This window comes from Rhizobium alarense, from assembly GCF_021555155.1.
GTDB classification, from domain to species: Bacteria; Pseudomonadota; Alphaproteobacteria; order Rhizobiales; family Rhizobiaceae; genus Rhizobium_D; species Rhizobium_D alarense.
In genome coordinates this window covers 37,552-49,403 of the sequence record NZ_JAKGBU010000030.1, presented here as the reverse complement: position 1 = coordinate 49,403, position 11,852 = coordinate 37,552, and the positions used below count along the sequence as shown (strand labels likewise).

Sequence of the window (11,852 nt, the reverse complement as noted above, 5' to 3'; positions counted from 1 at the left end):
TCGACCGCGGCGTCACGCATTTTGACCTCGCCAACAACTATGGCCCGCCCTACGGTTCGGCGGAGGAGAATTTCGGCGAGATCCTGCGCAAGGATCTCGCGCCCTATCGCGACGAGCTCGTTATCTCCTCGAAGGCGGGCTGGGACATGTGGCCCGGTCCCTACGGCAGCGGCGGGTCACGCAAACACCTGATGGCCTCGCTGGAACAGAGCCTCAAGCGCATGCGCCTCGATCATGTCGACATCTTCTACTCGCATCGCCCGACGCTCGACGTCCCGCTCGAGGAGACGATGGGGGCTCTGGTGCAGATGGTGCGTCAGGGCAAGGCGCTCTACATCGGCATTTCCTCGTACGGGCCGGAGCGGACCCGAGAGGCCGAGGCCATTCTGCGGGCGGAGGGCGTGCCGCTGCTCATCCATCAGCCATCCTATTCGATGCTCAATCGGTGGATCGAGGACGGCCTGCTTGATGCGCTCGGCGAAGTCGGCGCCGGCTGCATCGCCTTCTCGCCGCTGGCGCAGGGGCTGCTGACCTCGAAATACCTGAACGGCGTGCCGGGCGATGCGCGGGCGGCGAAAGGCGGGTCGTTCAATCAGGCGCTGCTGACCGAAGACAACATTGCGCGGGTGCGCGGCCTGAATGCGATTGCCGAACGGCGCGGCCAGACACTGGCCCAGATGGCGATCGCCTGGACGCTGCGCGATCCCCGCGTCACCTCCGCGCTGATTGGCGCCCGCAACGTCGCGCAGCTCGATGACTCGCTCGACGCGGTGAAGAACCTCGTGCTGACGGACGAAGAACTGGCGGCGATCGACAGCTACGCGCTGGAAGGCGGCGTCGATCTCTGGCGTGCCCAGTCGCGTCAGGTCTAAGCCGGCGCCCGCAGGGCGGGCGTGGGGTACCGTACGTGCGCCGACCGGGCGATCACAGGTCACGCAGTCTTCATCAGCCAAAGGAAAGACCACAGTACCCGAAACCTCGCTTCCAGGATGTTGTCCGGCTACATGATCGGCCAGACGCTGGAGGTCAATGGCGGCCAGTTGATGCCATGAGGTTGCGGTCCTGTACAACAACGGGAGAGACGACCGATGACGAAACGTATCGTTTTCACCGGCGGCAGCGGCAAGGCCGGCCGTCACGTGATTCCTTATCTCAAGGCAAAGGGCCACGAGGTCCTCAATATCGACCTCGTGGCGCTCGAATGCCCCGGGGTCAACACGCTGATCACCGACCTGACGGAGAGCGGCCAGGCTTTCAATGCACTGTCGGTGCATTTCGGCTTCGAGGGTTTCGAGACCGGCAAAGGTCCGGCGCCGGTCGATGCGGTCGTACACTTCGCCGCCGTGCCGCGCATCCTGATGCGCCCCGACAACACGACCTTCGCCGTGAACACCGTTTCGACCTACAATGTCATCGAGGCGGCGGTGAAGCTCGGGATTCGCAAGATCATCATCGCGTCCAGCGAGACGACCTATGGCGTCTGCTTCGCGGAAGGGGACAAGGACTTTCATGCCTTCCCGCTGACGGAGGGCTACGACGTCGATCCGATGGACAGCTACGGGCTTTCGAAGGTCGTCAACGAGAAGACGGCGCGGGCCTTCGCGATGCGTAGCGGCGCCGACATCTATGCACTGCGGATCGGCAACGTCATCGAACCGCACGAATACGACCGCTTCCCGGCCTTTCTTGCCGATCCACCGTCGCGCAAGCGCAATGCCTGGAGCTACATCGACGCACGCGACCTCGGCCAGATTGTCGACCTCTGCCTTGCCAGGGACGGACTGGGCTTCCAGGTGTTCAATGCGGTGAACGACACGATCACGGCGGACGGTGACACACAGCCATTTCTTGCGAAATGGGCACCGGGAACGCCGGTCACCGAAGACATTCAGGGGAACGAGGCACCGATATCCAACCGCAAGATCCGCGAGGTGCTCGGATTCCGCGAGGAGCACGACTGGCGGAAATATGTGGCGCTGCCCTGAATTTCTCGCTGCGCCCGAGGACAAGCGCGCGGCAGGCCGCTATGAAGGACGGGGCCGGTCTGTGCGGTTTTGCGGAGGAAAGCGATCATGAGCGAAAACGTGCAGGACGACATCCGGCGCCTCGAAGAACAGGAGCGCCTCCTGCACTTCGCCGATTTCGGCCCGGAGGACGCCTGGCAGCTCGGCTCTCTTATCCGCGAGGCCGCGGTTGCCCGCGGCGCCGGGATCGCGATCGATATTTCGATGCGCGACCGCACGCTGTTCCACTGCGCTCTGCCCGGCACATCGACGGACAATGTCGAATGGATCCGCCGCAAGCGCAACATGGTTCTGCGGCTCTGGCATTCGTCCTATCTCGTCGGCCGCCGGTTGGCGCTTTCGGGACGCGACCAGATGGAGGCGCACGGCCTGCCGCTGGCGGACTTTGCGGTGCACGGCGGCGGATTCCCGCTGACGGTCGGCAGTCTCGGCTGTGTTGGAGCCGTCACGGTGTCGGGCGTGCCGCAGCGAATCGACCATGCCATCGTTGCCGACGGCATTGCGGCCTTCCTCGGCATCGAGCTTGGCGACGCGCGGCTGCCGGATTGAGACGAGACGCCTATTGGGCGCCGACAATTCGCAACCAGTCCTGCACCGAAGCTTCGTCGAGGGCACGAACTGCGTCTGGAGTGGTGCCGCGCCAGGGGCCGCCCATGGCGACCCTGGCTTCCGTCGGCGTCATGCCGAAATGTTGCCGAAAGGCGCGCGAAAACGCTGAAACGTCGCCGAAGCCGCAGGCATAGGCCACTTCGCCGACCGACCGCTCTCTATATTGGCGAAGAAGGTCGAACGCCCGTTGCAGCCGCCGGCTGCGAATGAAATCCGTGACCCCACCGATCGGCTCGAACAGCCGGTAGAGCGTCGCCCGCGAAAGGCCGAAAGCCCGACAGAGATGGTCGGGACCGAGATTTGGCGCGGCCAGCTTCTGATCGATATAGCGGCGGATCTCCATCAGCGTGGTGCCGCGAACGGTGCCGTTGGCGTTTATGCGCCCCTCGCTCAACGGCGCCGCCAGCGTGGCCACAAGGTTTGCCGTTGCCCGCGCAACGATGGGCGCTTCGTCCGGAGTAAGGACGGCAAGGGATTGCCGGATCGTTCGGAAATGGCTGCCAAGAAGTTTGCCGGCGACGCTCGACGCCTTGATCGTCAGGCCGTGCAGCGCGTCGAGCTGGTTCTCCCGCTCGAAGATCATATGCCGTGGCAAGGCGAGTGTCAGGTTGTGGCAGGATGCTGTCTCCGAGCGAAATGTCCGCGACATGTCCGCAATGCAGATATCGCCGGGTTGCGCGGCGACCGTCTCGCCGTCGACGGTGCGGATGTCCTCGCCTTCCAGCAACATCTGGATGAGAATGATATCGAGGCCGCTTTGAGCGATACGCTTGCGGTCGCGCATGAAGTGATACGCCGCGCCACCCATGTCCGCTTCGAAGAACACCGCATGCCCGAGAAAGTAGGAGGCGAGCTCCGCGCGGAATTGATTTCCGTCCTCTGGGGCGTCGATCTGCGTTTCGAACAGCGGGCCTACGGTTTCCGAAAAGGCCTCTGAGGCATCTCGCCAATGGCGCATCTGACCGACGCCGATCTGGTTCACTGGCAGGTTACCGGGCATGGGCATCGTCCGTCCGTTTGCTCCAATCGCGATCCTTCCCATGGAGAGAATCGATCAAATCCGTACAGGTTCCAGGCGCGAACGTCCGGAAGGGCGTTCCTTATTTCGACGGATGTCGGGGGAAAGAAATTCGAACTCTATCCATATGAAATACAGCGTTCTTTGCGTTTTGTCTCATTCTCTTGGCTTATCATCTCATAATGTTTCGGAAACCGGTCCCTATTCTTGACAGAGCGCCTCGGATTCCCACCCCTTGGCCCCGGTTGTGCGAGATTCTGTGGTTTTCTCCAAGAAGGAAAGAACAGTGACAGATGTCCGGGCAGTCCAAGCACTCTGGGGGAACCGACGCTGATGGACCACATGCCGAGCGACCCGTCTTCCGCGGCATATCAGGCTCTCGCCGGAGAAATCCTGCGCGCTCCCGAATTCCCGCGCGTGCGCGACGTGCTGGTCGAGGGCTTTCTCAGGCTTTACGACAACAACCATCTGATCAATCGGCTGATCCTGGAGGAAGGCCGGTACATGGCGTTTCTCTCCCTGCTGGCGCTGCACGCAGCGCAGGACATGCGCGATTCCTCCACTTGGCTGACGCTCGGCCGACTTCAGAAGGTGGTGACGCAACATGGTTTCGCGAGCCGCAATCGCGTGGAAGCGCAGGTCTCCTCCCTCAAGAAATACGGCTTTCTGGTTCAGCAGGCACAACCGTCCGATCGTCGTGTCAGGTTGCTCGTGCCCACGGAGAAAACGATCACGCGGGACATGGCGTCGGTCAATCTGCACCTGCAGGCCCTGAACGCCATCGGCCTCGACCTGCCGAACTGTGGTGTCCCGGTCTCCGCCGGGACCTACCGCGCCTTTCGCCGGGAGACCCTGCCGCATCTCGGCATGCTGAGCCGGTTCTTTCAACGGCACGCCCTGATGGCGCCCTTCGTGGGCCACGATTGCGGCTATGTGATCCTGCTGCTGCTGCTTCGAGGCGCAACCCGACATGACGGTACGGACGTCGCGACCTGCTATCAGCAGATCGCGACCCAGACGGGTGTATCCCGCACCCATGTGCGCCGCCTGATCGAGGCTGTGCGCGACGCGGACCTGCTCACGGTCAATGCGCGCGGCGGCCACGACATCCGCCTCACGGAGCGGATGTGGCACTTTTCCGACCGGTGGTTCGCCGAAAGCCTGGCGCTGACCGCCTATCTGCTCCGCCGATCCGCCGACCAGGTGTCCGCCGCCGAGACCTGACGCGTCAGGCGTGGCCGGCGAGAACCAGCACAAACGCCAGATGGGTGAGGTGGTGCAAGCTCTGGTCCAGCCCGAGCAGCCACCAGAATGCAGGGTTTTTCGGCGCAAGGGCCAGCCGCCTGCCCGTCACGGATTTCGATCGGTCGATCGCTGCGTGCACGACGAAATCGACCGCGGCCAGCCAGAGCGCCTGCGGCGCGACCGCAAGCGCGATCAGGCCGGTCAGGGCGGCATGGATGCCGACGTGTGCGAGAAGCGGCGGCAGCCATTGCCGTTCCGCGTCCTTGCCGACCGCCATCCATTGGGTCTGCAGCAGGAAATCGGCAAGCAGATGCTTGAGGAGGAACACAGCCGTCACGACCGCGAACCAAAGCATCGATGGATCATCAGGCATCAAGGCCATGTCGCCAACCCGGAGATTGCCCAGCGCCCCGACGAAGCGTTGTCGCCGGGGTCATTCGCATTCCCTAATATGGGTGACGAGGACAACTGGCAATCACATCTTGCCGCGAGCGTCCAGGATGCCCCTTGTGAGGCTGCCTGTCGCAGGGAAGAGAGGAATGAGGCAGGCCTGGAGCGCGTGGTAGATGTCGCCCTTGCCGGCAAAGAGCGTGTGGCTCGGCATCATATCTTCCGTCAGTTCCTCATGCCAGCCGCCACGCTCGTCATCGATGAAGCTGCGGGCGATGCAGTTCCAGATGCGGCGATACCAGGTTTCGTGGTACGCGCTCGGCAGATGTTCATTGAGGAAGGCGGCCGCGCCGGCGCCCTCACACATCGGCCACCACAGCTTGTTGCGCTTGGCGGGCGCGTCGCTCCAGTCGAGTGTATAGAAGAAACCGCCCCTCTCCCTGTCCCAGCCGAGGTCTATGGACTGCGAGAACAGGCTTTTCGCGGCATCGGGCATCCATCCATGCTTCTTGCCGCCGAGCGCATGGAGCTGCAGGATCAGCCGCGCCCATTCGAGCCAGTGGCCGGGCGTGGTGCCTGACGGGCGGAACATCTCATTGCCGGTGTAGTCCTTGTCGATCGTCCAGTTCGCGTCGAAATGCTCAGGAACACGAAAGCCGTTTTCGCCCGCGCGGCGGCGGATCACCAGATCGGCGATCTTCTCCGCCTTGTCGAGATAGGTCTTCTCGCCCGTCGCCTCGAAGGCGGCCATCAACGCTTCCGTCAGGTGCATGTTGGAGTTCTGGCCGCGATAGCCCTCGATCGGTGTCCAGTCGGCTTCGAACTCTTCCGTGATGGCGCCGTGGTGCTCTTCCCAGAAGCGTGTCTCGATGATCTCCGTCACATCCGCGAGCAGCCGATCCGCATCCGGATGGCCGGCAACCTTGGCGCTCGAAGCGGCAAGCAGGACGAAGGCGTGGCCGTAGCCCTGTTTCGTGGCATCGAGAACGCCGGAATTGTCGAGCGACCAGTGATAGCCGCCGTGCGCGTGGTCGCGGTGCTTCTCCCAAAGATAGGTCATGCCGTGATCGACGATATCGTCGGAGCCCGGACGGCCGAGCAGGCTTCCGATCGAGAAGCAATGGATCATTCGGGTGGTGGAGTGGATGCCCCGCGTCGGGTTGCCGGGGTTGAGGGGACGCCCATCGACGTCGAGTTCATGGAAGCCGCCCGTCGGATTGAAGGCGCGGTTCTGGAAGAAGTCGAAAAGCCTGTTGGCCTGCAGCCAAAGCCACTGGCGGTGATAGTCCCGGTCGCGCCAGGCGATGTCGAGATGTCCCATTGCACCCATGCTCAGTTCTCCTCGCGTTGTGTCCGCGTTGTTCTCGCCATTGCCGGGATCAGCCGTGTGAAGCCTCGGTTTCACCGCGACGCGGCATGCCGCGTCCGGCCTGCATGGTCAAAGATCCGGCTGGCCTCGAAACAGGTAGGGGTGCGCTTTATGGCCCAGAACGATGGGGGCGACAAGCCATGCAAACGTTACAAATCAATCAGACTTGATGTACCAGCCCCAGGGCTCTTCGCTGTTGAACGACGTGATCTGCTTGGTTTCGAGGTAGTTCGAAAGCCCCCAACGGCCGAGTTCACGGCCGATGCCCGACTGCTTGTAGCCGCCCCAGGGCGCCTCGGTGAAGGTGGGCTGCGAGCAGTTGATCCAGACGATGCCGGCGCGGAAGGCGCGCGCCACCCGCTCGCAGCGCGCCTTGTCCCTCGACATGACGGCGGCGGCGAGACCGAAGCGGCTGTCGTTCGCCATACGGATGGCGTCCGCTTCGTCCTTGAAGGGTTTGACGCAGACGACCGGCCCGAAGATTTCCTCCGTCCAGACAAAGCTCTCCTCCGGCATGTCGGTGAGGATCGTCGGCTCGAGGAAATAGCCCGTGTTGAGACCCGCCGGTCGCCTGCCGCCGCCGGCGACGGCGGCGCCTTCTGACTTGCCGCGCTCGATTGCGGCCAGCACCTTATCGTACTGGCCCTTCGAGACCAGCGGTCCGAGCAGCGTTCCCTCTTCGAGGCCGCTGCCAATGCGAATTTTTGCCGCTTCCGCGACGAGCCGCTCCAGGAGGGCAGGGTAGAGGCTTTCCTCGACGAGGACGCGAGACGTCGCCGAGCAGACCTGTCCCTGGTTCCAGAAGATGCCGAACATGATCCATTCGACGGCCTTTTCGATGTCGCTGTCGGCGAAGATGACGAAGGGCGACTTGCCGCCGAGCTCAAGGCTGACATTCTTGATGTCGCGCGCCGCGGCCGCCATGATCTTCGCGCCGGTCGGCACCGAGCCGGTAAAGGCGATCTTGTCGATGCCGGAATGTTCCGAAAGCGGCTGGCCGGCCTCCGGGCCGAGGCCCGTGACGATATTGAGCACACCGGCCGGCAGCCCCGCCTCCGCGACGATGGCGCCCAGTTCGAGGGCGGTGAGCGGCGTCAGTTCGGAAGGTTTCAGCACCATCGTGCAGCCGGCGGCGAGCGCCGGGGCCACCTTCCACGAGGCCATCAGCAGCGGATAGTTCCACGGGATGATGGCGGCGGCGACGCCGATCGGCTCGCGCACCACTTTCGAGGAGAACCGCGGCTCCCCGAGCGGGATCGCCTCTTCCGGGGTCTCGTCCATTTCTTCGGCAAGGCCGGCATAGAAAGCGAAGCAGCCGGCCGCGTCCTCCATATCCCAGACGGCCTCCGGCATCGGTTTGCCGTTGTCGATGACTTCCAGGCGGGCGAGTTCCCGCTTGCGGGCAAGGATGATCTCGGAAATCCGGCGGAGAACGGTGGCGCGCTCCTTTCCGGTCATCCTCGGCCAGGGGCCATGATCGAACGCCTGTCGTGCGGCTTTCACGGCCGCGTCGATATCCTCGGCAGTACCGGCCGGCGCGTGATGCACGACCTGCTCGGTTGCCGGATCGATCACCTCGAAACTGCCGCCTTTGGCCGGCGCCACCCATGTCCCGTCGATGAAGAGTTTGTCGCGCATTGGCGTTCTCCCGATGGTAATCAGGCCGATGCGTGCACGACGCTGGCAGCGCCGGCCGCGACCTTGACGATTTCTTCCGCGGCGCGCGTGACGCCGGCAGCCTTCCGCATCTTTTCCGCGTTCGCCTTGAGGCGCGCGTGCATATCGCGGTCGTCAAGCAGGTCGGCAATGACAGCCGCAAGCTCGCTTTCGCTCCAGCGATATCGATCGAGCCTCCGCCCGACGCCCGTCTCGCCGGCGCGCACCGCATTGTCGTGCCCGTCCCAACAATAGGGCATGACCAGCGACGGAACCCCGTAATAAAGCGCCTCGCAGAACGAGTTGTTGCCGCCGTGATGGATGAACAGGCCTGCCTGTTCGACGACCGAGGGCTGGGGAAACCAGCTGTCGATGAAGACATTGTCCGGAACGTCGCGATACTCGTCGCGCCAGTGTCCGGCATTGACGAGGAAGCGGCAGGGCAGGGTGGCGAAGACGGCGATCATGCGCTTCATCATCGCGACGTCCATGGCGCCGAGCGAACCGAAGCTCGTCAGCACCAGCGGCGCATCGTTGTGGCTGGCAAAGCGCGGCGGCGTATAGGGCGCTTCGTGGCGCACGCAGCCGTCGAGGAAAACGAAGTCCTGCGGATCGAGCGGCACCTGGCGCCGATGGCGGATGATTTCGGGCGCCAGCAGCAGGTTCAGCCAGGGCGAGGGGTCGAGAAAATTCGGTGCCGCCGGGGGCTTGAGGCCGCAATCGGCGAGGAAAGCCGAGAAGCGCCGATGCGCCGGCGAAACGGTCTTCGCGTAACGCGCCGCATAGACGGCCCAGGCGTCGCGTTCGTCCTCCCCGCAACCCGAGAGGTAGGGCGGCACGTTCTCATCGGGGATTTCCGTCTCCGCGCAGGAAACGACGCGGATCCACGGCACGCCGGCAGTGGCGATCGCCGGGAACATGACGACGTTGTCGAGCACGATCGCATCGGGTTTCACCCGGCCGAGCAACTGCCTGAGCGGCTCTTCCACCCGCATCGCCGTATCGACGATCGCCTCCCAGGTCGGTCCGACATAGCTGTCGAGCTGGTCGAGCGGCGGCTGGCGGAAGGCGTCCTGATGGCGCTCGATGAAATCGTTCCAGTCCGTCGGCGCGCCGGCCCCGGCCTCCGCGAGCTGGTATTCGGCAAAGCCGTATTCCGCGAAGACGCCGCTAAAACCCGGATGGCAGATGAAGACCGGACGGTGGCCCATGCGCCGGATTTCCTGCGCGATGCCGACGCAGTTCAGCGCCGCGCCGTAGCTCGCTTCCGGAAACAGGGCAATGGTCTTTGCAGGCACCATGGAGACCTAGCGCGAGACGAGCTTGAAGGCGGGGGGAACGCCGCGGCCGGCAAGGCGCGGGCGCTGCGACTGGGAGAGCTGTATATGCACGCGCATCAGATCCGCGGCAAGTTCCATCTGGCCGCGCTCGATCTGCTCGAGGATCTGGATATGCTCGAGGTTCGACTGCATAAGCCGGAAGGCGTTGACATGGCCGGCCGGCGGGCTGGCGCGGCGGCGGCGGTGATGATTGACGAGCGCTTCCGCCATGAACGGATTGCCGCAGGACCGCGCGATCAGCAGGTGGAAGTCGAAATCGGTCCGATCGAAGAGCTTGCGGTCGAACGTCGTCTCGTTCATGCCGCGCAGGATCAGCATCGACTGGCGCAGCGCCGTCATCGCCGGCATGTCGCGCCGGAAATCCGGCAGAATGAGGGCCAACGGTTCGGTCACCAGGCGGAACTCGTAGCTCTTCGCCGCTGCATCGCCGCTGATCGCAAAGTGCTTCAGCAGCCATTGCTGGCCGGCGCCGCGCTCGGCGAGATTTTCTTCCGCCAGTTTCATCAATGCATTTTGTACCACCGGCCGGGATACGTCATAGCGACGTTGAAGAGCGGCAATGGTCTGCGCCTCGCCGATGCGGCCGGCGGCGAGGTCGCGCAGGATGGCGGCATAGATTTCGCTCTCGCCGTCGCCTTCCGCCGTGTCTTCGAGTCGCGCCGTGGCGACCGGATCGGCGGCAAGGAGAAAGCCGCCTTCGGCATCGGCGGTCACCAGGCCTCGCTCGGCAAGTATCTGGAAAGCCTTTCGGATCGGCGTTCTCGAGACATTGCAGAGCGACGCGAAAGCCTGCTCGGCCAGCCGTTCGCCGGGCGTCATGCCGCGTTCACCGGCAACGTCCAGTATCTTTTGCGCCAATTCGACATGGCGATGGTTGATGCGCTTCGGTTCCGGGCTCATCGGCTGCCTGCTGCCTCTCAAGCTCAGCATGCTGCCCGCTTGGCAGCGGTTTCGCAAGTCCGGCCCCATGGATTTCTGACGGGATACACAAATATGCCGAATGCCTATTGACGTATTTTTTTTATAAATAATACTGCCATGCGACAGGGAACGAGACCGGGCCAACCGGCATGCCCACGTCTGAGGCTGGAACAATCAAAACAAGGGAGTCTTCCGTGAAAACGAAGAACGGACTGGCTGCGGCCACTGCGGCCGCGGCACTTCTCGCCGCAAGCCTTGCGGCCGGCGCGGCATCCGCCGCCGATCTCGTCATCTCGAACTGGGACGGCTACATGGCCCCCGACATCGCGGAAGCCTTCAAGACGGCGACCGGGTTGGAGATCGAGGTGGTCAACCATGCCACCAACGAAGAGATCATGGGCAAGCTGATGGCGAGCGGCGGCAAGGGCTACGACGTCGTCTTCGTCTCCTCGCCCTTCGCCGAAATCCTCAACGGACAGGGCCTCGCCGAGCCGATCGACAAGGCCGCGGTGCCGAACCTCGCGAACCTCTATCCGGAAGCCGTAAACCTCGCCTACGATCCCGGCAATGCCTATTCCGTTCCCTATACCTGGGGCACGACGGGGCTCTGCTATCGCTCCGACCTCGTCGAGGGCACGCCGGACAGCTGGATGAACCTGCTCCAGCCGGCCGATGCGCTGAAGGGCAAGACGACGATGCTCGCCACTGACCGCTGGCTGATGGCGGCCGGCGAGCTCGCCAAGGGCTACTCGGTCAACGAGGCCGATCCGGCGAAGCTCGAAGAGGTGAAGAACCTCCTCATCGAGGCGAAAAAGACGCTGCTCGCCTATGACGATACGACCTTCTATTCCAAGCTCGTTTCCGGCGAGGCTTCGCTGGTGCATGCCTGGGACGGCTGGTGCAACTACGGCATCGGCGAGAACAAGGACATCAAGTTCGTCGTGCCGAAGGAAGGCTCCGACCTCTGGATCGACACGATCGTCGTGATGAAGAGCTCGGAAAACAAGGAAGCGGCGATGAAGTTCATCGACTTCATCCTCGACGCCAAGAACCACGCCTGGGCCGCGCAGAACATCCTTTACAAGGTGCCGAACAAGGCCGCCATGGAGAGCCTCGACAAGGCGCTGGCCGAGCAATACCCGAACATGGGCATGACGCCGGCGGAACTGACGAAATACGAGCTTCTGCGTGACCTCGGCACCGCCCAGAAGGACTATTCACGCATCGTCAGCGAGATCAAGGCCGCGAATTGATCGCAGCCTCTTCCCGTGGCGGCCGGG

The 11,852-nt window shown here is 63.5% G+C and carries 11 protein-coding genes; 5 read left to right on the top strand and 6 right to left on the bottom strand.

The genetic code is table 11. The features are described 5' to 3' along the window. The 3 genes from LXM94_RS11625 to LXM94_RS11615 all read left to right on the top strand — a co-directional run. Positions 1-872: aldo/keto reductase (locus LXM94_RS11625; protein WP_235771475.1), on the top strand; the 872-nt coding region annotated here is incomplete at its 5' end. A 216-nt stretch (positions 873-1,088) separates the two neighbouring features. Continuing rightward, positions 1,089-1,985 (top strand): NAD-dependent epimerase/dehydratase family protein, encoded by an 897-nt coding sequence (locus tag LXM94_RS11620; protein ID WP_235771473.1) that lies wholly within the window; start codon positions 1,089-1,091, stop codon positions 1,983-1,985. An 87-nt stretch (positions 1,986-2,072) separates the two neighbouring features. After that, on the top strand, positions 2,073-2,573 hold the full coding sequence (locus LXM94_RS11615) for a heme-degrading domain-containing protein (RefSeq protein ID WP_235771471.1): 501 nt from the start codon (positions 2,073-2,075) through the stop codon (positions 2,571-2,573). Positions 2,574-2,583: 10 nt separating this feature from the next. Here LXM94_RS11615 and LXM94_RS11610 read toward each other — a convergent pair whose 3' ends face one another. Continuing rightward, positions 2,584-3,633 carry a helix-turn-helix domain-containing protein gene (locus LXM94_RS11610; RefSeq protein ID WP_235771469.1) on the bottom strand — a complete coding sequence of 350 codons (1,050 nt, stop codon included), beginning with the start codon at positions 3,631-3,633 and terminating at the stop codon, positions 2,584-2,586. Between the two features lie 225 nt (positions 3,634-3,858). Between LXM94_RS11610 and LXM94_RS11605 the strand changes: the two genes are divergently transcribed. Then, on the top strand, positions 3,859-4,875 hold the full coding sequence (locus LXM94_RS11605) for a hypothetical protein (RefSeq protein ID WP_235771467.1): 1,017 nt from the start codon (positions 3,859-3,861) through the stop codon (positions 4,873-4,875). A 4-nt stretch (positions 4,876-4,879) separates the two neighbouring features. Here LXM94_RS11605 and LXM94_RS11600 read toward each other — a convergent pair whose 3' ends face one another. The 5 genes from LXM94_RS11600 to LXM94_RS11580 form a co-directional block, all read right to left on the bottom strand. After that, the gene (locus LXM94_RS11600; RefSeq protein WP_235771465.1) at positions 4,880-5,251 is read right to left on the bottom strand and encodes a DUF3307 domain-containing protein; all 372 of its coding nucleotides are present in this window, start codon (positions 5,249-5,251) and stop codon (positions 4,880-4,882) included. A 120-nt stretch (positions 5,252-5,371) separates the two neighbouring features. Next, positions 5,372-6,616, bottom strand: a complete 1,245-nt coding sequence (locus LXM94_RS11595; RefSeq protein WP_235771463.1) for an AGE family epimerase/isomerase — start codon at positions 6,614-6,616, stop codon at positions 5,372-5,374. A 195-nt stretch (positions 6,617-6,811) separates the two neighbouring features. Then, positions 6,812-8,293 (bottom strand): aldehyde dehydrogenase family protein, encoded by a 1,482-nt coding sequence (locus tag LXM94_RS11590; protein ID WP_235771461.1) that lies wholly within the window; start codon positions 8,291-8,293, stop codon positions 6,812-6,814. Between the two features lie 20 nt (positions 8,294-8,313). After that, entirely contained in the window at positions 8,314-9,612 is a 1,299-nt protein-coding gene (locus LXM94_RS11585; RefSeq protein WP_235771460.1) for a glycosyltransferase, read from the bottom strand. A 6-nt stretch (positions 9,613-9,618) separates the two neighbouring features. Further along, positions 9,619-10,551: a GntR family transcriptional regulator gene (locus tag LXM94_RS11580; protein ID WP_235771458.1), complete on the bottom strand. Its 933-nt coding sequence runs from the start codon at positions 10,549-10,551 to the stop codon at positions 9,619-9,621. A 215-nt stretch (positions 10,552-10,766) separates the two neighbouring features. Here LXM94_RS11580 and LXM94_RS11575 point away from each other — a divergent pair, with 215 nt between their 5' ends. Further along, entirely contained in the window at positions 10,767-11,825 is a 1,059-nt protein-coding gene (locus tag LXM94_RS11575) for a polyamine ABC transporter substrate-binding protein (RefSeq protein ID WP_235771457.1), read from the top strand. The last annotated feature ends 27 nt before the right edge of the window (positions 11,826-11,852 follow it).